17 protein-coding genes and 1 pseudogene are annotated in these 19,787 nt (G+C 57.6%); 7 read left to right on the forward strand and 11 right to left on the reverse strand.

Going from position 1 to position 19,787, the window contains the following annotated elements:
• The first annotated feature begins 26 nt into the window (after positions 1 to 26).
• The gene (locus tag CIC07_RS21050) at positions 27 to 932 is read left to right on the forward strand and encodes a LysR family transcriptional regulator (protein WP_076359265.1); all 906 of its coding nucleotides are present in this window, start codon (positions 27 to 29) and stop codon (positions 930 to 932) included.
• A 167-nt stretch (positions 933 to 1,099) separates the two neighbouring features.
• Here the strand turns inward: CIC07_RS21050 and CIC07_RS21055 are convergent, their stop codons facing one another.
• From CIC07_RS21055 to CIC07_RS25235, 3 genes are all read right to left on the reverse strand, one after another.
• Positions 1,100 to 1,528, reverse strand: coding sequence for an Rrf2 family transcriptional regulator (locus CIC07_RS21055; RefSeq protein ID WP_076359264.1), 429 nt, complete (start codon positions 1,526 to 1,528; stop codon positions 1,100 to 1,102).
• 185 nt (positions 1,529 to 1,713) lie between these two features.
• Positions 1,714 to 2,052, reverse strand: a complete 339-nt coding sequence (locus CIC07_RS21060; RefSeq protein ID WP_076359263.1) for a hypothetical protein — start codon at positions 2,050 to 2,052, stop codon at positions 1,714 to 1,716.
• Positions 2,053 to 2,151: 99 nt separating this feature from the next.
• Complete coding sequence (locus CIC07_RS25235) at positions 2,152 to 3,477, reverse strand: discoidin domain-containing protein (protein ID WP_076359262.1); 1,326 nt, start codon at positions 3,475 to 3,477, stop codon at positions 2,152 to 2,154.
• 394 nt (positions 3,478 to 3,871) lie between these two features.
• Here CIC07_RS25235 and CIC07_RS21070 point away from each other — a divergent pair, with 394 nt between their 5' ends.
• Positions 3,872 to 4,024, forward strand: coding sequence for a hypothetical protein (locus CIC07_RS21070; protein WP_157741955.1), 153 nt, complete (start codon positions 3,872 to 3,874; stop codon positions 4,022 to 4,024).
• 268 nt (positions 4,025 to 4,292) lie between these two features.
• Here CIC07_RS21070 and CIC07_RS21075 read toward each other — a convergent pair.
• The 4 genes and pseudogenes from CIC07_RS21075 to CIC07_RS21090 form a co-directional block, all read right to left on the reverse strand.
• Positions 4,293 to 4,918 (reverse strand): annotated as a pseudogene (locus tag CIC07_RS21075) (LysE family translocator).
• A 529-nt stretch (positions 4,919 to 5,447) separates the two neighbouring features.
• The gene (locus CIC07_RS21080; RefSeq protein ID WP_076359260.1) at positions 5,448 to 6,947 is read right to left on the reverse strand and encodes an ABC transporter substrate-binding protein; all 1,500 of its coding nucleotides are present in this window, start codon (positions 6,945 to 6,947) and stop codon (positions 5,448 to 5,450) included.
• Between the two features lie 748 nt (positions 6,948 to 7,695).
• Positions 7,696 to 8,658, reverse strand: a complete 963-nt coding sequence (locus tag CIC07_RS21085; protein ID WP_234993080.1) for a carbohydrate ABC transporter permease — start codon at positions 8,656 to 8,658, stop codon at positions 7,696 to 7,698.
• Entirely contained in the window at positions 8,658 to 9,599 is a 942-nt protein-coding gene (locus CIC07_RS21090) for an ABC transporter permease (RefSeq protein ID WP_094248214.1), read from the reverse strand. The genes CIC07_RS21085 and CIC07_RS21090 overlap by 1 nt, the downstream gene beginning before the upstream one ends.
• 216 nt (positions 9,600 to 9,815) lie before the next feature.
• On the opposite strand from CIC07_RS21090, the gene CIC07_RS21095 reads away from it, so the two are divergent.
• From CIC07_RS21095 to CIC07_RS21115, 5 genes are all read left to right on the forward strand, one after another.
• Positions 9,816 to 11,741 carry a sensor histidine kinase gene (locus CIC07_RS21095; protein WP_076359258.1) on the forward strand — a complete coding sequence of 642 codons (1,926 nt, stop codon included), beginning with the start codon at positions 9,816 to 9,818 and terminating at the stop codon, positions 11,739 to 11,741.
• The gene (locus tag CIC07_RS21100) at positions 11,713 to 13,323 is read left to right on the forward strand and encodes a response regulator transcription factor (protein WP_165895358.1); all 1,611 of its coding nucleotides are present in this window, start codon (positions 11,713 to 11,715) and stop codon (positions 13,321 to 13,323) included. The genes CIC07_RS21095 and CIC07_RS21100 overlap by 29 nt, the downstream gene beginning before the upstream one ends.
• 254 nt (positions 13,324 to 13,577) lie before the next feature.
• The gene (locus CIC07_RS21105) at positions 13,578 to 14,123 is read left to right on the forward strand and encodes a GNAT family N-acetyltransferase (RefSeq protein ID WP_076359256.1); all 546 of its coding nucleotides are present in this window, start codon (positions 13,578 to 13,580) and stop codon (positions 14,121 to 14,123) included.
• A 149-nt stretch (positions 14,124 to 14,272) separates the two neighbouring features.
• Entirely contained in the window at positions 14,273 to 14,605 is a 333-nt protein-coding gene (csaA, locus tag CIC07_RS21110) for a chaperone CsaA (protein WP_076359255.1), read from the forward strand.
• A 150-nt stretch (positions 14,606 to 14,755) separates the two neighbouring features.
• Positions 14,756 to 15,397: an HAD family hydrolase gene (locus CIC07_RS21115; protein WP_076359254.1), complete on the forward strand. Its 642-nt coding sequence runs from the start codon at positions 14,756 to 14,758 to the stop codon at positions 15,395 to 15,397.
• A gap of 383 nt (positions 15,398 to 15,780) precedes the next feature.
• Here the strand turns inward: CIC07_RS21115 and CIC07_RS21120 are convergent, their stop codons facing one another.
• The 4 genes from CIC07_RS21120 to CIC07_RS21135 all read right to left on the reverse strand — a co-directional run bounded on the left by CIC07_RS21120 (position 15,781) and on the right by CIC07_RS21135 (position 19,779).
• Positions 15,781 to 16,587: an arylamine N-acetyltransferase family protein gene (locus tag CIC07_RS21120; RefSeq protein WP_076359331.1), complete on the reverse strand. Its 807-nt coding sequence runs from the start codon at positions 16,585 to 16,587 to the stop codon at positions 15,781 to 15,783.
• Between the two features lie 89 nt (positions 16,588 to 16,676).
• On the reverse strand, positions 16,677 to 17,906 hold the full coding sequence (locus CIC07_RS21125; RefSeq protein ID WP_076359253.1) for an acyltransferase family protein: 1,230 nt from the start codon (positions 17,904 to 17,906) through the stop codon (positions 16,677 to 16,679).
• Between the two features lie 317 nt (positions 17,907 to 18,223).
• Complete coding sequence (locus CIC07_RS25530) at positions 18,224 to 18,505, reverse strand: hypothetical protein (RefSeq protein WP_234993079.1); 282 nt, start codon at positions 18,503 to 18,505, stop codon at positions 18,224 to 18,226.
• Positions 18,506 to 19,044: 539 nt separating this feature from the next.
• Positions 19,045 to 19,779, reverse strand: coding sequence for a hypothetical protein (locus CIC07_RS21135; protein ID WP_083688647.1), 735 nt, complete (start codon positions 19,777 to 19,779; stop codon positions 19,045 to 19,047).
• Between the last annotated feature and the right edge of the window lie 8 nt (positions 19,780 to 19,787).

Below are 19,787 nucleotides of genomic sequence, written 5' to 3' on the forward strand. Positions count from 1 at the left end.
TCAAAGCTATGAATGGAGAATGCGGAATGGAACTGCTTCAGCTGCAGTATTTCCAGACGGTTGCCCGTCTGGAGCATATGACCAGGGCCGCGGAGGAGCTCAAGATCGCCCAGCCGTCGCTCAGCAAGACGATATCCCGGCTGGAAGACGATCTCGGCGTGCCGCTGTTCGACCGCCAGGGCCGCCAATTGCGGCTCAATTCGTTTGGACGCGCTTTTCTGGAGCGTGTGGACAAGGCGTTCGTGGAGCTTCTGGAGGGACGCCGTGAAATCCGGCAGCTGGCCGGTCTGCAGGAGGGCTCCGTGACGATCGCCGTCTCGCTCCCCCATCTGCTCCCGGGACTTCTCGGCCCTTTCTTGACGCAATTCCCGCTGGTGCGGCTGCGCCAGCGCATCGGCTCCTCCGCCTCGATGAAGCGCCAGCTGGAGAGCGGAGAAGCGGACCTCATCCTTTCCTCCGCTATCGTGGAAGGAAAAGACGTCGTCTGGGAGCCTCTTTATGAAGAGGAGATTTTCCTGCTGGCGCCCGCATCTCACCGCTTGTCCGGACAGGCCTCGGTCCGGCTTGAGGCCCTGCGGGAAGAACGCTTCATCAGCATGAATGCCGGTCATGACTTCCGCGTGCTGACCGACCGGCTGTGCGGCGAGGCGGGCTTCAGCCCGTTCACCGCCTTCGAGGGCGACGAGCCCCAGGTGATCGGCAACCTCGTGCGGCGCGGGCTCGGCGTCGCCTTCGTCCCGGAGCTGTCGGTCAACCGCCCTCTCTCCCCGGAGCTTCGCTTGCTGAAGCTGGCCGGCCCGTCCTGCAGGCGGACGATCGGAATGGCTTTCGGCAGCCGCCGTTATCTCTCCGAGGCGGCGCAGCAGTTCCGGCGGCATGTCCGGCTATACTTCGACTCCGTCGGCTCGGATGTGGCCAGCCTCCTTCCCTGAACGGTTCAGCAGGCTTGAAGCGAAATCGACGGCCATTTCGGCTTATCCCCAACCTCTCCCGGCAAGCTTGAAGGGGCAACGAAAAAAAGAACTGTCCCCGCGCCGTTTCCTAAGGCGAGGGGGCAGTTCTTCTTTAGTTCGAAGCCATACACACGCCGAAGCCGCCCTCAGGCAGGTCCGTCCAGAATGCCGGCCTGCAGGCTTTCGATGGTCACCGCCGCAAGCCGCCCCTCCAGGGCGGCCTGGGCAGCCCGCAGCTCGGCCTGCAGCGCGCCTTCGATGCCGCGGCCGATCTCGCAGGCCGGGTTCGGATGGTCATGGAAGCTGAAGAGGCCCTCCGCGGCGGCGGCCTCTACGGCCCGATAGACATCCAGCAGCGTAATCTCCGACGATCCGCGGGCAAGGGAGGCGCCTCCCGTTCCGGCACGGACGTCGACAAGACGGGCTTTTTTGAGCATGCCGAGAATTTTGCGGATGATGACGGGATTCGTGTTCACGCTGCCCGCCAAAAAGTCCCCCGTGCATGGCTGCGCCGACGCCGAGACAAGGGTAAGGATGTGGACCGCTATGGAAAACCGGCTGCTGATCTGCTTCATCGTTCATCCCACCTTCTATGGTAGCGATAGTAGTTCCGGGAGGAGGAAATGTCAAGCCGCAGCGCCGATTCCGATCACTCGGAACGCGTCATTCGGCCGATGCCGCCCGCCCGGCTTCTGCTGACGCACCCGCAAAAAAAGAAGCTCCCTATCGCCGAAGGGAGCTTCTTGCCGAGCCGCTCCGCCTAGAAGCTGCTCGGCGGAGGCGGTACAGGCGGATGCGGGGGCCGACTCGGAACGAATGTCCTGGACGCGCTGACGAACAGCGTAATGGCGGTGGCCAGATGCATAGCCATGCCGACAAACGGAATCCAGGCAATCAGCGAAGTGATGATGCCGAGGATGGAGCCGCTGCTGGATTCGCCATTGCTTTTGGACAAGGCGAAAGTAACGATATGCAGGATAAGCATGACGAATAAAGGCACATAACCGAAGCCGATCACGATCAAGGCTCCTGCCAGCGGGATGCCGAGGACCAGTTCCATAGCCCCCGTCAGCCATTTCATCGTGCGGGATGCAGGCATGAACGTATTCCCCCTATAGTCGGATAGAGCAACTATATCAGGAGAATCTACAAAATACTACCATCATCCGCCGCAGCCATCCTCGCTCAGACCGGCAAATCAGGCGTACAATCCGAGCTCCGCCAGCTGCAGCTCTGTGCCGCCGTTGTTGGCGGTCACGTTCAGCCGGTAGAGCTTGAAGGCGGCCGTATTGGATATCGCATAGGATTTGGTCTGGAATCGGGAGGCGAACGTCTCCCCGCTGCGCGTATCGAGCGTCGTCCAGCTGTTGCCGTCGTTCGAGCCTTGAAGCGTCCAGCTCTTCGGATCCCGCGCCGGAAAATCGTTGGCCGAGGTGAGGCTGTACTGGCGGACGGCATAGGCATTGCCTCCGCCGAACTGGTACTGGAGCCAGCCGCTGCCGGCGAAGATCAGCCATTTGGTGCCGCTCGCCCCGTCGAATGCCTTGGACACGTCCTCGCCGGACGGGCTGCCGCCTTGGCTGGCCGAAGACGCGCCGCCGACTGTCAGCGAGCCGTTGCCCGCGGAGCCGCCGACAGCGCTGTTGATGGCGCCGGCATAATCCGCGGCCGAGCCGTACTGCGAGTATTTGAGGATGTCGTCATAGAGCCACATGAATCCGCCCGCAATGCCTGCGCTGCTCTTCCAGCCCGCCATCCGGCTCTGCACCTGCGCCGGCGTGTTTCCGTAGGAAGGCGTTTTGCTGTCGAGGCCGGGCATGACGGTCAATCCGAGGGCGCTGCTCCAGGCAGAGGGGCTGTTGCCGGCTCCCCCGTCGTATACCTGCAGATAAATGCGGTCGACTTTGGCGCCGATGCCCGTTTTGACGTTCTTCCAATAGGTCTGGTTGTTGTAGGGGCAAAGCGTGATGCTCGCGCCAAGTCCGGTCAGCATCTTGCCGAAGGAAACCGTCGTGTTCGAGTCGTACAGATCCTCGTCGTCGAAGCTGACCGCATCCGCGCCCGTCGCTTGCAGCAGCGCGGCGAAGTTGCGGTACAGAATGCTGGCGCTGCCTGTTCCCTGGGAGGCGATGAGGCTTTGGATGTTGTGGAAGTCGTTCACCGCCGCGGAGCCGACGCTCAGCTCGATCCGCTTCACTCCGGTCGTCCCCTGCTTGAGCGAGGCCAGCTCGGACGGCCAGGAAGCCTTGCCTACGTAAGACCCGCCGGATGCCACCAGCTGATCGTTGTAGACGAGATCGCCGTTCGCGTTGACATGGATCGTCCACAGCATGACGGTCGTGAAGCCGGATGCCTTGAGATCGTTCATCGTTGCGGCTCCGCCGCTGTAGAACGGTCCTCCTCCATAGATGACGGACTCGCCGCCTGCGGCTGCCGCAGCCCTCCCGGGCGCGCCTCCCGCCGCAGCCGTCAGGCCCAGCAGAAGCGCCGCCATCACCAGCCAGTTCAACATGCGCTTGCTCATCAATCTTCCTCCTTTAGAATGGATTGCCGCTATTCCGCATCCGATTCTGATCCCGCTTGCAGATGCTCGGAGCGCGGCGGAGGGCTCTACCCTTCCTCTTCTACCGTACCCTCGGATCTCCCGCGCGGCCAGTTGCCAAATTAAATCTCCGATGTACAAAGGATAGTTGATGTCCCTGAACGTCTCCTTTCCTTCCCCTCCTGCTGCCTGTCTCCTGTGCATGCCGCCTGCTCCGATGCCGTGGAATCCGGGACGGACAATTCCTAACGGGGACAAGCCGGCGAGAAAAAAGCGTCTTACAGCCGAAAGAGCTTGGCCGATCGACTTTCCCCCTTCCCCAATCGTCCGTATGGACAGGGAATATAAGGGAATGAGAAGAGGAGTAGATCTTGCCGTGAAGACATTCGCTCCGGGCTTTCTGCGGCTCAACCTGATCAGCGCGCTTTATGCGCTTCCGTTCACGATCTATTTCGAGCTCGGCGCGAACTACTACCGGATCGAACGGCTCACCGGCCGGGAGACAAGCCCAACCCCGTCGTCGGGCTGATGCTTCTGGGGGCGATGTTCGCATACCCCGTCTATGTGCTGCTCGTCAACGCGCTGGCTCCTGTGGATTGGCGGATTCTAGGCGGAGGAACTGAGGAGTTCAGGGACTGAAAAAGACAGCCTCCGGCTATTCGGAGGCTGTCTTTTTCCTTGTTCCCCAGAGAGCCGGAGAACATAAAAACGCCCGTTTCTCAGCTTCGAGCAAGGATCAAATGCCGCTGCGGGTTTTCGGCGCCCGTCCCAAAATGTCCGTATTTGTCCTCATGAAGTTACCGGCGCTCGAAAGCCATTCGGACGGCGAGAGCCGTCAATGCCGTACCCATGAACCAACGCTGGATTTTCAGCCACGACGGCCGCTGTCCGAACCAGGAGGCGATCGTGCCGGCCGACAGGATGACGAGCAGATTGACCGCGAAGCTGACCGTCATCTGCACCGCGCCCAGCGTGGCGCTCTGGACGAGAAGCGGGCCTGCGCCGGGATTTTGGAACTGCGGCAGCAGCGAGACATACAGCATGGCGCTTTTCGGATTGAGCAGATTGGTCATGAAGCCCATGAGGAACAGCTTCTTCGGCGGATCGATCGTCAGGGAGCGCAGCGCGAAGCCCTGCTTATTGCCGGTGCGGAACGCATTCCAAGCCAGCCAAAGCAGGTAGGCGGCTCCGGCCGTCTTGACGATGACGAACATCGCCGGCACGGCGGTGAACAGAGCGGACAGCCCCAGCATCGTCGCCGTGATGTAGACGATAAAGGCCAGCATGACCCCCAGCAGGGAAATGACCCCCGCTCCGCGGCCTTGCGTGACCGACCGGGATAGGAGATAAATCATGTTCGGTCCAGGCGCGCAACCATGCCTAGCGATACCAGGCCGAATGCCAGCAAAGCTCCAGCGCTCATTTTCCCAGCCCTTTCCTGCTTGTTGGAGGCGGAGGATTTATAAACATCGGCCCCCGCCAACTCTCATAATCGGCTCCTGAATCTGCACTGCGTCGTCTCCGATACCTAGACCTTCGCCTTCTGATGCTCAGCCTTCTCCCCTTGGATTCGCTTGCTGCCGCTTCATCTGTTCGTCGCAAGCATTGTCGGCCGCTTATCTGTTCATCGTAAACTCGTCCGCCGCTTCATCTGTTCACATAAACTCTGCCCGCCGCTTATCTGTTCATCGTAAACTTTCGCTTGCAGCTGCTCAGCCTGCTCCTCGCCCCACGGCCCCACGGCTGCTCGAATTGTCTAGTAACATCCTCTATTACTTTCCGCATCGAATATTGGGAAGACAAAAAACAGGCGGTCCCGAGCCGGCTTGGCTTCAGGACGCCTGTTTGATTATGGCGCAAGCATGCTGCGCAAGCTTGCTTGGACGAAGTCCAGGCCTTCCCGAGCCGGCTGCCTATCGGCTTCGGGACGCCTGTTCGGTCATGACGTGGACTTACTTGGACGCTTTCCAGGCGTCGATCTGCTTCTGAACCTCGGCCATTACTTTGTCGAGACCGTTGTCCTTCAGCTTCTGGTTGATCTGGGCGATATTCTTCTCCGGATCAAGCGTCCCCGAGAACAGGCCGTTGTAGACGGCTTCCTTCGTATTCTTCAGGTTCGCGAGCTCGGTCGTAATGTTGCTCGTATCAAGCTGGAAGCCGAGCAGCGGAGCGTTGGTCGCGGATTCATTGAATTCCTTGAACTTTTCCCATTTGTCCGCAGGATCGGTCGGATTCAGGTAGGTCAGCATCATGTTGCCGACGGAGAATGCCGGGAAGCCGTAGCCGCTGTCCGGAATCGTCTCCTTCACCTGTTCGCCCGTTTTCTTGTAGTGCTTGCCTTCGATGCCGAAGTCGACGAGATTGATGAGATTCGCATCCGTATACAGCAGGTTCAGGAACTCCATCGCTTTTTCGGGATGCTTGGATTTCGCATTAATGGCCTGCAGGGATCCTGCGACGGACCAGTTGAACGTGATCGGGTCCTGCATCGGCTTCGAAACGACTTCGTAGCCGGCGTCGGCGGACCACAGGTTGTCGGCGTATGGCTGGGCGTCGGCGACGTCCACAAGCCATTTGCCCGTCTTGAAATAATCGCCCGCATCCTTCTGCGTCGCTACGTCGCGCGGCAGGTAGCCGGCTTCATAGTAGTTGTGCATTGTTTTGAGGTAGCTCATCGCTTCCGGCGTATCCCAGACGTTGATCAGCTTGTAATCCGTCGTTTTCAGCGGCACGCCGATGAACGGCAGATCGTTGACGGGAAGGTCGAAAGGCAGGAACTCCGCGATTTTGGCCGGAATCGGCGCAATGCCAGGTTCTTTTTCCTTGAACGTTTTGAGCAGCGGCTCCAGGTCGTCGATCGTGCGCACGTTGCTGATGTCCAGCCCCAGCTTGTCGACATACGTCTTGTTGAAGCGGAATACGCGCTGCTGCGGCAGCTCCTTGTTCGTCGGCACGCCGTAGTTGTGGCCGTTCACCTTGGTGCCTTCGAGGAAGGCCGGGTTCAGCGCTTGCTTGATGCCCGCGCCCTGCTTATCGAGCAGGCCGTCCAGCTCGTAGAAGGCGCCTTTTTTGGCGTTGGCGAAATAATCGTTGGCCCACGAGCTGGTGAAAGCGATGTCATAATTTTCGCCGGAGTTGATCGTAATCTGCATCTTTTGGGAATAATCGCCCCAGTCCAGCAGCTTCATCTCGACGGTGGCGTTGATCTTGTCTTTGATATACTTGTTGATCTCATCGTTGACGGCGGCCAGATCCTTCGGCGGCGTGCCGATTGTGTACCAGACCAGATTGACCGGCTTCTCGTCCGCCTTCGGCGTTCCGGCGTTGGCCGCCGCTCCGGCATTGCCCGCTGCGGCATTGCCGCCGCCGTTATTGTTATTGCCGCCGCCGGAGCAGCCGGCTACAGCTCCCGCCAGCAGAAGCAGGGCCATGATTCCCATCCGTTTCTTCATGTTCTCATCCCCCGTAAGTATAAGATTATCTATTCAGGGACGCCCGGTACAGAGGGCGGCCGCAAATATTCGTTGGATCGGTCGCTCCCCGGATTCCGGATCGCTTCTCCTCCGATCGGCGCCGGATCTATCGGACCTACGTTCCGCTATTTTGATGTTTTGGAGCGAATTCCGGAATTATCGGACATACGTTCCGCTATTTCCCTCTTTCAGCCCCTAAACCACCCTTTTTCGGACAAATAACGGATTTGATGTCCGATAAAAGTCCATTTCCGTTCGAATCGGCCAAATAACGGATCGTATGTCCGATAGCGGCCCGAAATTGGCTTGGCTAAGGCAGCCAGCCGGTCGGCGGATCAAGCTGCGGCAGTTGTCGCGCCAATTTTTGCGAAGCTGATCTGGCGGCGGCACGGGTCCGTGAAGCCGACGCTTGGCTGCGAGGCAGTGGCGGCGGCAGGTCCGTGAAGCCGGAGCGCGGGTGCTCGGCGACGGCGCTGTCTATGAGGCTGAACCGGATGCCCGGAGCAGGCGGAATGGCCGTGGAGAAGCGTGAGCGTTCGCCTTTAAAGGCCGGATTTCCACCTTGACCTCAGCTAATCGAGAAAATCCGGCCTTAAACAGCGACCGGAACGGCCATCCGCCTGCGCAGCGGCATCACGCAGTGTTCAGCCTGCCGCGGAGCGGCGCCACTCGCCTTTAGCCTTACAGCAGCTTCAGCCTGCCGCGGAGCGGCGCCCTATCTGCCCGGTCAGTCCTTCACCGCCCCGATCGTCAGCCCCTGGATGAAATACCGCTGGAAGAACGGATAAGCCAGCACGATCGGGCCGGTGGCCAGCACGACCATCGCCATCCGCGACGTCTCCTGCGGCAGCGAGCGGATCATCTCCTTGCTCTGGCCGCTGCTCAGCAGCGACGAGTTCTGGATGATGAACTGCATGCTGTTCTGGATCCGCATCAGCAGCGCCTGCAGCGGAACGAGCTTGTTGGAATCGATGTAGAGCAGCGCGTTGAACCAGTCGTTCCAGTAGCCCAGCGTGCTGAACAGGGCGATCGTCGCGAGTCCGGGCAGCGAGATCGGCAGCACCAGGCTGAACAGCGCGCGGAACTCTCCCGCCCCGTCGATCTTGCCGGACTCGATGATGGGATCGGGAACCATCGTCTGGAAAAACGTGCGCAGCACGAGAATGTTGAAGGCGTTCATCGCCATCGGCAGGATGAGCGCCCACAGCGTATCCTTGAGGTGCAGGAACTGCGTCACGACGATGTACGTCGGCACGAGGCCGCCGCTGAACAGCATCGTGAAGAAGGCCAGGAACGAGAAGAAGCCACGGTACTTGAAGCTTTTTCGGGACAATGCGTAGGCATACAGGGTCGTCATCACGACCGTAAGCAGCGTTCCCAGCACCGTGATGGTGATCGTGACGAGATAGGATTGCAGCAGCTGGTCGCCCGTTTGGAAAATGTAGCGGTAAGCGCTGAAGCTCAGGGCATCCGGAATGATCCGGTAGCCTACCTCCAGCAGCGACTGCTCCCTTGTCAGGGAAATGATGACGACGAAAATGAACGGGAACACGCAAGCCAGGGCGAAGCCCCCGGACACGAGATGGAAAACGGTGTTCCAGAACGGCGAGAGGCGGTGGAAGTCGCGGCTGCGGCGGCTTGTTCCGGCCGGCACAGCGGCGGCGTCTGCGGGTTTTGGGATCATGCTCATCAGAACAACGCCTGCTCTTCATTGATTTTTTTGACGATCTTGTTCGTGGTCAGCACGAGGATCAGGCCGACAACGGACTGATACAGGCCTGCCGCGGTGCTCATGCCGAAGTCTCCCAGCACCTTCAGCGAGCGGTAGACGTACGTGTCGATGACGTTGGTGACCGGGAACAGCGCTCCGGAATCGCGCGGAATCTGGAAGAACAAGCCGAAGTTCGCCCGGAAGATGCCGCCGACCGCCAGGATCGTGAGGATGATCATCATCGGCCGGATGAGCGGCAGCGTGATGCGCAAGGTCTGCTGCCATTTGCTCGCTCCATCGATCATCGCCGCCTCGTAATAGGTTTTGTCGATGCCCGCGATGGCCGCCAGATAGATGACGCTGGAGTAGCCGACTCCCTTCCACAGGTTCATGAATACGAGGATGTACGGCCAATACTTGGGATCGGAATACCAGTCGATCGGCTGGACCCCGAGCGTGCCGAGCAGTTGGTTGACGACGCCCTTGTCCACGCTCAGGAAGCTGAACGTGAAGTAGCTGACGATGACCCAAGAGAGGAAATAAGGCATGAACATCGCCGTCTGGTACAGCTTGGCGAGCCGCTTCTGCGTCAGCTGGAAGAGCAGCAGCGCCATCGCGACCGAGCAGACGAGGCCAAGGACGATGAACACGAGATTGTAGAGAACCGTGTTTCTCGTAATGATATAAGCGTCATGGGCTTTGAACAGGAATTCGAAGTTTTTGAATCCGACCCATTCCGAGCGGAAGATCGCTCCGAAAAATCCGCCGCCGAGATCGACGCGGAACTCCTTGAAAGCGAAGATCGCCCCCGGCATCGGCAGATAGCAGAACAGGATGAACCAGGCGGCGCCAGGCAGCACCATCAGGAGGAACGCGCCGTTCCGCCGAAGATTCCGGAATGCGGTTGCAAGCCTATTCATGAGTTGTCCCCCTTCCGAAGTTTGCCTCGGTATTACCAGCCTCTCAACTGTAGCACGGCGGATTTGCCCCCAAGTAGAGACGATACTTTAGCTTTGATGTACAGATTAAAGGTAATCCCGCCAAGCAGCCTCCCGGCGCCTCCGATTCCATTGCCCGCCTATCCCCTTCATGCTATGGTAAGGCTGGCTGCATACTGACGCTGGAGGGAACCGGACATGGCCAAACTGACCGAAATCTACCATATCTATTTCCGTTCCAAGCTGTTCAACGGCATCATCCTCGTTTTTTCCCTCGTCACGATCGTCACCTTCTGCTCGCTCGGAGCGCTAGTGTACAGCTATTCGCGGGACTCCGTGCTGGGCAAGGAGCGCGGGCTGCAGGCCGAGACGGCGGGCAGCGTCAGCCGATACCTGGACCAGCGGCTCGACCAGGCGCAGGACATCATGCTGACTCTCTATCAGAACCAGCCGGTGCTGAGCGATCTGCTCTACTGCCTCCGCTACGACTTTCCTTCCTATATCCAGAACCGGCTGAACCAATATATCGCCTCCGGCGGCTCGGAGGATCGCAACATCGAGACGTATGTCCGGGCCCAGATGAAGAAGAAGGACGACATCCGCCAGATCGCCTTGTACAGCCGCAGCCAGCGCTTCTTCTTCGTGTTCAACAGCAGCAACACGCAAGGGATCAGCTGGATCAGCCGCGACGGCGACGAGGTCCAGCGCGCCATCGACGCCATGAGGGGCAGCCGGACGGCAAGCTCCCGAACGGCCGGGCTGAATGCGGTGCTCGGTCTTGGCAGCGGCGATTATACGTTCACTTTCGATATCAACGATCCCGATACGCTGCAAAATGAAGGCGCCCTGCTCGTCACCTACAGCGCCGAGAGCATTCGAAGCCTGCTGCGCAGCGATCCCGGCACCGCCATGGGCTCCCAGCTCGTCCTCTATCCGAACGGGCAGGTGCTGTTCGACTCCGCCGGCAAGTGGCAAGGCAGCTATCCGCACATGCAGCCGCTGCTGGCTTCCCAAGGGTACGCCAAGCTCGACCGGGCCTCCTATACGTCCGCCCTTTGGACACCGCGAAGCAATCTGTTCGTCGGAGCGATCGTGCCGGCCGCCGAGATGGAGCGGCAGTACAAGGGGCTCAAGCTCAAGCTTTTCACGCTGACCGCTCTCGGCATCCTCATCATGATCGGGCTCGCTTACGGAGCCGTCTACCGGCACGCGCGCCGCACAAGGATTCTCATCCGGGCGATGAAGCAGGCCAAGCAGGGCAATCTCTCGATTCGGGTGCCGGTGGGGAGCCAGGACGAGCTCGGCGAGATTTCCTCGACCTTCAACGGGATGCTGGAGGAGCTGCGCGCCTATATCGATCAGGTCTATGTGTCGGATGCCCGGCAAAAGCAGGCCGAGCTGATGGCGCTGCAGGCGCAGATCAACCCGCATTTTCTCTACAACACGCTGGAGGCGATCCGGATGCGCGCCATGATCCAGGGAGCCGACGACGTCGGCGAGATGACGTTCGTGCTCGCCTCCCTCTTCCGTTATTCCGTGCGGCCCGAGACGATCGTCAAGCTGGAGGACGAGATGGCTTACTGCCGCCAATACCTGGAGCTGCACCGCATCCGCCATCGGGACAAGCTCCACTATTCCATCGAGATCGAGGAAGGCCTTCGCGAAGCTCCGCTGCTGAAGCTCTGCCTGCAGCCGCTGGCGGAGAACGCCGTCGTGCACGGGTTCAACCCGAAGTCGCCGGATAACCGGATCGACATCTCCGCCCGGAAGGAAACGGCGAACGGCGAGCCGTGCCTGATCATCGAGGTGGAGGACAACGGCAAAGGCATGGAAATCGACCGGCTGCTCGCCATCCAGAAGCTGCTGGAGAGAAGATCGCACGGAGGCGCTGCGGGCTCCCCGCCTGCAGAGGGGGCTTCAACTGCCTCGGCTCCTGCAGGCAGCGGCCCGCCTGCCGGCTCTTCCATCGGGCTGCGCAACGTGAACGAGCGCATCCGCCTTCAATTCGGGGACGCTTACGGCCTCAGCCTGGCCAGCCAAAAGAGCAGGGGCACGCGGATCACGCTCCGCCTGCCCCTCCATGCAAAGGAGGAAGATGATGTACAACGTCTGGATCGTAGATGACGAGCCGTTCATCCTTGAAGGGCTCGCCCGCCTCGTCGACTGGCCTTCCCTGCAGCTGAGGCTGGCCGGGGAGTCCGAGGACGGACTTCTGGCGCTCGAGGACATGAAGGCTTCCGAGGCGGCGGTCGATATTCTCATCACGGATATCTCCATGCCGGAGATGAACGGGCTTGAGCTCATCCGAGCCTGCCGCAGCCGGAATCCGGCTCTGAAATGCATCATTCTGAGCGGCTACAGCGAATTCGACTATGTCCGGGAAGGCATGCGCCTGGGCATTGAAAACTACCTGCTCAAGCCGATCGACATGGCGGAGCTGGCTGAAACGCTGCGCGCCACGGTGGAGAAGCTGAACCGCGCCCGGATCGATGCGCTGACCGGCGAGCAGGTCGAGCTTGTCCGCGACAACATCATGTACCGCTGGATGAACGGCCGCATCAGCGCCGAGCAGTGGGAAGCGCGGGCCGAATTCCTTGGCCTCAAGCTGGACCGCCCTTACGTCATGGCGGCGGTTGCGGCATGGGATGCCGCGGCTGGAAATCCGGAGACAGGCTCAAGCGTTGCTGCCGGCTCGATGACGGAGGGCTCGTCCGCCGAGAGCATCCGTTTCGCCGCAGCTGCCTGGCTGACGCAGACCGGCGCGCCGCATCTATTGTTTCTCGACGACAACGACCGCCTCGTCGTCCTGCTCGGACTCCCGGATGCAAGTGCCGGAGCGTTGGAGCAAGCCCGCTCGCTGCTGCTGGCGCTCGGGAATGAACTGGAATCCCCGGTCGGCTGCTCGCTTCGAATCGGCGCGGGTACGGCAGAGCAAGGCTTTGATCAAGCCCCGCATTCCTACCGCAAGGCTCTGACCTCCCTCGGGTACGCTCTGCTTCACCCGGAGAAGATGCTTCTCGAATATGAAGAGATTGCAGCCGCTTCGGAGAAGTCGACTTCATTGCCGGCCAGTCCTGCCCTATCGGCAGAAACGTATGGGAGGCTGCTGCTGGCGCTGGACGAGGAGGCCTTGATGGCGAAAATCAGCCGGGATCTGGACGATCTCGCCGGCAGCTCCGGCGTCCGGCCCGAGGATGTCCGGCTCGGAGCAGCGGAGATGGTGCTGGAAATCAAGCGCCAGGTCGGAGACGCGCTTCAGCAGGGGGATCTCCCTCCCTTTCAGGGTGCCGCCGCCGACCTGTACCGTTGCTCCTCCCTCGCGGAGCTCAAGGAGCAGGTGCGGAGAATCGCCCGGACCGCCTTGCAGGCGCTGGGGGCCAGGCAGGAGCAGAGTCCGGTCGTCCGCCAGATTATGGCCGAGATCCAGACTTCATATATGGACGATTATTCGCTCAAGACGCTAGGCGCCGCTTACCATATCAATCCGGTCTATCTCGGCCAGCTCATCCACAAAGAGACCGGCCACAGCTTCTCCGACTGCCTGCACCGGGTGCGGATCGACAAGGCGATGGAGCTGCTCCGCGGCACGGGGATGAAAACCCATGACATCGCCAAAGCGGTCGGCTACTGGGATACGGCGCATTTTTACAAGCATTTCAAAAAGCTCGTCGGCGTTCCTCCTTCCCAATTCCGGCGGCTCGTGTAGGATTTCGGCGCTTGGCGGCGAAAAGGCAGTCGAGGGCTGGTTGCAATCGAGGGCTCGTTGCTGCCGATACCTGGTTGCAATCGAGGGTCGATAGCTGATTGCAGTCGAGAGCTGGAAGCTAGTGAAGGCGCGATGCAACTCCGGTCGGCTGCATCCCGTCTAGGGAGTATCGGCAGCTTGCTCTAGCAGAGAGAACCAAACTAGATGCCGAATTCAAATCCAATTGAACAGATGCGGGGGATGGAGGTTTGGTCATGCATTCGGATGTCATTTTGCGGAAAATCGAAGACAGGGATCTGTTCCGCATCTGGGAGCTTGCTTACAAGGACGAGGCGCCGGAATGGAAGAAATGGGATGCGCCCTACTACGAACATAAGCCGATTCCCTATGAAGAGTTCCTGAGCGGGAAGGAAGCCTTCGCGCAAAACCGGTGGGTCGTCGAAACGGCCGGAACCGTCATCGGCACAGCCGGCTTCTACTGGGAGCATGAGCCTTCTCTATGGTCGGAAATGGGAATCGTCATCTACGAGCCTGCATATTGGAGCGGAGGCTGCGGCACCGAAGCCATTCGCCTGCTCATGAGAGAGATGTTCTCGTCAATGCCGCTCGTACGCGTGGGGTATACGACCTGGTCCGGCAACATGCGGATGATCCGGGTCGGAGAAAAGCTCGGCATGACGATGGAAGCCCGGCTGCGCAAATGCCGGTACTGGAACGGCGAGTATTACGACTCCATCCGGATGGGCATCCTGCGGGAAGAGTGGGAAGCCATGGAAGCCGCGGCAGCAGCGCGGACTTGAGCGCGTGCGCCAAGAGCCGCTGATTCCAAAAAGCTCGGCCTGTCCGGCGCTGGACGGAGGGCAGATCGAAGAACGGACCGAGCTCGTCCTTCATCCGCTGCAGCCGGTTCGCCGCCGCATCGTACAAGAGATTCGAAGGAGGCTGAAGAATGGAAGCTAGTTTGGAGGATTTTTTGAAGCTGGACATCCGCATCGGCACGATCCGGACGGCGGAGCCTTTTCCCGAGGCGCGCAAGCCGGCGATCAAGCTGACCATTGATTTCGGGGAGCTCGGCCTCAAGCAGTCCTCGGCTCAGATCACGAAGCGTTACGCTCCGGAGGAGCTGATCGGACGGCAAATCACCGCTGTCGTGAACTTCCCGCCGCGCCGCATCGCCGGCTACCGCTCCGAGGTGCTCGTGCTTGGCGGCTGTCCGGAAGATGGCGACGTCGTGCTGCTGCGTCCCGACAGCGATGTGCCTTGCGGCACTCCGATCGCTTAAAGGCCAGTTATAGAAGCTATGGAAGCGATCACGAAAGCTTCACCAAAACGATGGCAACTGAGAATCATAGAAGCTGCATGAACGACGGGCGAAGTCTGATTTCAGCATCATATGCATCCCTAAATACAACCTATTCGGAGGCGCAACCTCATGATCAAAGCTTTTTTGTTCGACATGGACGGTGTCATCATCGACAGCGAGCCGCTTCACTTCGACGTGGACATCAGGGTGATGGCCTATCTTGGAGCGGAAATTACGCAGACGGAACTAGAACCCTACGTGGGGATGACCAATCCCGCCATGTGGGCGGCAATCAAGGAACAATACGGCTTCACCCATACGACCGAGGAGATCATCGCCTACCAGCTCAAGGACAAGCTTCAGGAGCTGGATAAGCTGGAGATCGAACCCATCGAAGGCATCCGCGAGCTGCTGGATGAGCTCAAGTCCCGCGGCATCGCAATCGGCTTGGCTTCTTCCTCCCCGCGCATTTTCATTGAAGCGGTTCTGGGCAAATTCGGCCTCGCCGATTATTTCGGCTGCATCGTCAGCGGCGAGGAAGTCCCGCAGGGCAAGCCGGCTCCCGACGTCTACCTGGAAGCGGCAGCCGTGCTCGGCGTCCAGCCTGCCGACTGCGTCGTGCTGGAAGACTCGCGCAACGGCGTGAGAGCGGCCAAGTCCGCCGGCATGCGGGCGATCGGGTTCATCAATCCCAACTCGGGCAATCAGGATCTGTCGGAGGCGGATTTCACGGTCGATCGGATCAGCGGCATCAAGCACTCGGAGCTTTAATGGAATCTCCTATGTACCGGACATTGGTTCCGCTATTTTAGCCAATATGGCCTAAAAGCGGATTTATCGGACATTGGTTCCGCTATTCATCTGATTTAGCCTTGAATGGCGGATGAAACAGGCAAATAACGGATCGTATGTCCGATAAATCGAAAAAACCTGTCCGAGAGACCATTTAAAGGATCGTATGTCCGAAAACAGTAGAAATAGGATGTCCCAGGCTGTTGCAAGCAGACGGGACATCATTTTTTTTGATCTCAAGCGGCTCCCGCTCCAAAACGAGCAAGGCGCGGAAATCCGCTCTTCTGCATAACCCTTTCCAAGCGGGGAAGCAGGCGAGAGAATTGGTTTCGACTCACAAAAACACAGGCTTCCGGCATCGCCTATTCACGGCGGATTCCAAAGCAGCGCTCCAGAGCCTCCGCGTACTGCTCCTCATCAGCAGGCGTCTCTATCCGCACCGAATCGAGCTCGAAAATGCGGAATTCGCCCCCCAGCAGCGTGTTGCGGCCATGCGGAGTCCGAATCGAAGCCTTGTTCTCCTGGCGGAAGGGCGAGTCGGGAGCATGCTGGCACCAGAACGACGATGCGGCGAAGTCCATCGGCAGATGCGGATCCTCCGCAAAGCTATACACCCAGCTCCACTCGCCCCGCTTCCGCTCCCAGAGCATCCAGCCGTAGACCTCGTCCCGAGTGAAGCGGTAGGCTTCCGCGTCCTGCTCCTGCACGGTTCCTTCCTCGATGGTCAAAGGGTAGACCGGCGACCCGGCCCCGGCGCCGACATCGCACATGTACCGCCGCCCGTCCAGCGCGACCTGCAGGATATGGTGGCGACGCTTCGGAGGCAGCGGGCTCTCGTCCCGCCAGAAGCGGCCGAAGTAATTCGTCACCCGGAAGCCCAGCGCCTGCAGCAGAGCTCCGAACAGCGCGTTCTGCTCGAAGCAGTAGCCGCCCCGCCGGCGCCGGACGATTTTGTCGTACAAATCTTGGATCGACAGAGAGATCGGGATGCCGCCCACGACATCCAGCGTCTCGTAGGGAACCGTGTGGACATGGCATTTCTGAAGGGCAAAGAGCGTCTCGGCGGACGCCTCTCGCGCGCCCTCGTAACCGATCCGCTCCAGATAGGCATCAATCATCGGCTCGGACAGGAATTCGGCATCCGGCAAAGGCAATGGCTGCAGGTTCATCGTCGGCACCTCGCTTCGGCGTTTTCCTAGTTGTACCACACCTGGCGAGCTGGAGGAACCCCTCCATGCAGTCCGTAAAGCCCTATAATCTATCCAAAAAACGCAGAGTTGTCGGTTTTGGCTTTGCGTTTATCGCTTGATGCGGCCATCTTCCTTTCAACTAGGCGAGCCAGCTTCAATGCGCCTTGATCGATATATTTCATATAATAATGCGACAAAACAAATAAGGGCGCCATGGAAGCCATGAACGTCATTGCATAGGCCACATTGTAGCTGAAATGATGAATCCATTTACTGAACAGAAACGCCGAGAACGTAGTGAGAAAAGTGAAATGAATGAGATAGAGGGAAAATGAAACCTTCCCTAAATAGGCAAACATTCTCCATCCGAACAAATGCTGTAGCGTCTTCAAACGAAGAAGGGCGAACAGGATCAGGAAAGAACCCAGCGTTCGCGCAAGAAGCCGTGGATCGAGATTGAGTTGGATCCATTCATGGATATGTTGTGTCCACACTTGTATGGGTTCGTACATCGTGCCCATTAATGGAGTATAAGGCGCCGAGCCTAAGTAAATTCCCATGATAAGCGCAAGTACCGGCAGTATTTTACTTTGGACCCATCTGTGCTTGAGCAGATCGGCAAGCAACATTCCCCACAAAAAGGCGACAAAATAGGTTTGAATAAAAGCAAGGGACAGAACCGCATACACAATCCATCTTTTTTTCACTCGTCCAAATAAAGCAAGAAATCCGAAAATCAAAAAAGAACCTGCCAGCTCATAGCTCATGGTCCAAAGGACTGGATTGTAAGCATGCGCCTTGAACCGGAAAAACGGATCGAAAATAGCGGCCTTGATGACGGTATATAGATTGGGATCTAAAGCGTAATAATCCTTTTTCATGTCCGTCCATGTTGTTTCCCATATTTCGTGGAGATGGAAGGCATTCATGACAAGGGCCAGATACACAAGGAATACCGATACTGCTGCCGGCACAGCAAGCCGAATGTACCTGCGTATGGCGCTGGATTGCAGCATCTTTAGAAAGGTCTCGCTATCGATTTCTTCAACCATTTTGACACTGAGCACATACCCGCTGAGCACAAAAAACAGGCAAACGGCAAATTGTCCGTTAAAAAATAAATTGATGGGAGAATGTCCGTACCAGACATCCCATTCAAAATGAGCCTGCTGCGGCTTTCCATTTAACGCAGCCGGATAAAAGACTTGGATATAATGCGAAACAACGACGGCAAATGCCGCCAGTCCCCTGATGCCGTCTAAATACAATCGTTTGGTTTCAGATATCTCTTTGTTCATTTTTCTCCCTTCTTTCATGAATCAAACTATTTTAACATGCAAATTGCGCGTGAGTCCTTTGATACTTTAGCGTCACAAAATAAAAAACAATACAGATACAACTCGTGTTGTATCTGTATTGCAAAATCATAACGCTATTTTCTAACCTCTATTTCACCACTTAGTGTCAGAACTTTTAAGTACAATTTGTCCTTTTGGAAGACCTGATCCACCGTATATAGTCACAGTATAAGTGCCAGAAGGAACAAGTGGATTACTATCATTATTAATAAATTCTTTTCCTGTGAATGGTTTCATTAAAGATAACTGTATTCTTGCTATTTTACTTCAACTCTAAATGATGCAGCTCCTGTATTTTTTGCATATAGCTTAATATTTGGAGCTCCGATTGTCACACTGAAGCTGTTTGTTGGGTCGGTTTTATTGCCCAGCAAATCCCAAGTAAGTGTATCCTTTATTGCATAGGGAGTAATTTCAATAGCCTTATTTCCTTCTTTGGATGCTGTATCCGCATTTGCCAAAACAGCGCTGGAGGCTCCAGTAATAAGTGAAATAGCCAAAGTAGTCGTACCCACAACCTTCAAAAATTTGTTTTCCATTAACTATCATCCTTTCAATTTTGTATTTAATAAAAATTTTATTATATGGTTATAACCTAAAAAATGGAATGATAAATAAGAACTATTTAATTTGGTACTTTTGGTTTATTTTTCTAGATAATAAATATGATCCACATAATTTCGTCATAAAATTAAGCGAACATTTATCACTGCATGACAGCGAAGAAATGTATTCAGGTTACTCAAAAGAGGCAGATTGGGAAGCATACTTTAGCAACTCTCGGGAGATGTGATTGCAGAGTATAGATTTTTGATATGGAACCAGTTAAATCATTATAAATATAAAATCTACCATAACTTCTTTTATTGGACATAGGAAGGGTCCGAATCATAAAGCTATTCCTGAGGGTATTAATCAAGGATACGCAAAAAGAACATACGGAATTCGTATGTTCTTTTTGCATCTCTTTTTCTTGGGGTTCATATATGCCCGCCCTGGAACGGCCTTTCCATACCTGTACGGGTAGGCATCTTCTATAACGGCTCCTTGTTCACGCGTCTCTTGCTCGAAAGGTCAGTCACACCTTCCGCTGCTCCCCCACCGCGGCGCCGCGCTTCACATCGAGCCGCTCCTTATACTCCACCTGACCGATCTCGCAGCCCTCCCCGATCGTGATCCGGCTGCCCCGCACGATTCCTGCGCGGGTATGCTCAAGATGAATATCGTCGCCTTCGATGACGGAAGCCTCAAGGACCGCATCCGACGAGGGACGGAATACGAGGCTGAGCGGACTGATGACGCTTCCGCGAGCGACCTCGATCCTGCCGCCTCCGATTTCCTTGGCGGAAGAGCTCTGGTACAGCTTGATGTCGATGTCGCCGGCGTTCAGCAGACCGCCGATCGCGAACATCCCTTTTGGCCGGAACCGCTCCGCTCCGCAATCTCCTGCGACTCTCAAGCTGCCGCGCAGGCTGATGTCTCCGGCCTTGAGAACGCCGCCCACCTCGATATCCCCCGCTCCCGCCAGCTCGCCGATCTCGGCATCCCGTCCGACGACCGCCTTCCCGGTCAGCTTCACCGTTCCGGCGCGCAGAGCTTCCGAGACCCCGTCGCCTACGAGCCGGATGCTCCCCGCGTCGAGACTGCCCTTGATGTCGTAAGTGCCGATGCATCTCATCCCGCTGCATGCGATGCCGCCGCTCACGACGGCATCCCCGACGATCCGGACCTTGTCGTAGCTGCCTCCCATCGTGGTGGAGGTCCCCGTCAGCTTCAGATTTCCCTGGTATGGGCTTGCAGAATCCGTATTCACGGCCAATC

Source organism: Paenibacillus sp. RUD330 (genome assembly GCF_002243345.2).
Lineage (GTDB): Bacteria > Bacillota > Bacilli > Paenibacillales > Paenibacillaceae > Paenibacillus_O.

Excerpts from the sequence above, each read along its gene's own strand:
- CIC07_RS21050 (WP_076359265.1), top strand. The coding sequence starts at position 27 with ATGGAACTGCTTCAGCTGCAGTATTTCCAGACGGTTGCCCGTCTGGAG.
- CIC07_RS21055 (WP_076359264.1), bottom strand. The coding sequence starts at position 1,528 with ATGAAGCAGATCAGCAGCCGGTTTTCCATAGCGGTCCACATCCTTACC.
- CIC07_RS21060 (WP_076359263.1), bottom strand. The coding sequence starts at position 2,052 with ATGCCTGCATCCCGCACGATGAAATGGCTGACGGGGGCTATGGAACTG.
- CIC07_RS25235 (WP_076359262.1), bottom strand. The coding sequence starts at position 3,477 with ATGAGCAAGCGCATGTTGAACTGGCTGGTGATGGCGGCGCTTCTGCTG.
- CIC07_RS21080 (WP_076359260.1), bottom strand. The coding sequence starts at position 6,947 with ATGAAGAAACGGATGGGAATCATGGCCCTGCTTCTGCTGGCGGGAGCT.
- CIC07_RS21085 (WP_234993080.1), bottom strand. The coding sequence starts at position 8,658 with ATGAGCATGATCCCAAAACCCGCAGACGCCGCCGCTGTGCCGGCCGGA.
- CIC07_RS21090 (WP_094248214.1), bottom strand. The coding sequence starts at position 9,599 with ATGAATAGGCTTGCAACCGCATTCCGGAATCTTCGGCGGAACGGCGCG.
- CIC07_RS21095 (WP_076359258.1), top strand. The coding sequence starts at position 9,816 with ATGGCCAAACTGACCGAAATCTACCATATCTATTTCCGTTCCAAGCTG.
- CIC07_RS21100 (WP_165895358.1), top strand. The coding sequence starts at position 11,713 with ATGATGTACAACGTCTGGATCGTAGATGACGAGCCGTTCATCCTTGAA.
- CIC07_RS21105 (WP_076359256.1), top strand. The coding sequence starts at position 13,578 with ATGCATTCGGATGTCATTTTGCGGAAAATCGAAGACAGGGATCTGTTC.
- csaA (WP_076359255.1), top strand. The coding sequence starts at position 14,273 with ATGGAAGCTAGTTTGGAGGATTTTTTGAAGCTGGACATCCGCATCGGC.
- CIC07_RS21115 (WP_076359254.1), top strand. The coding sequence starts at position 14,756 with ATGATCAAAGCTTTTTTGTTCGACATGGACGGTGTCATCATCGACAGC.
- CIC07_RS21120 (WP_076359331.1), bottom strand. The coding sequence starts at position 16,587 with ATGAACCTGCAGCCATTGCCTTTGCCGGATGCCGAATTCCTGTCCGAG.
- CIC07_RS21125 (WP_076359253.1), bottom strand. The coding sequence starts at position 17,906 with ATGAACAAAGAGATATCTGAAACCAAACGATTGTATTTAGACGGCATC.
- CIC07_RS25530 (WP_234993079.1), bottom strand. The coding sequence starts at position 18,505 with ATGGAAAACAAATTTTTGAAGGTTGTGGGTACGACTACTTTGGCTATT.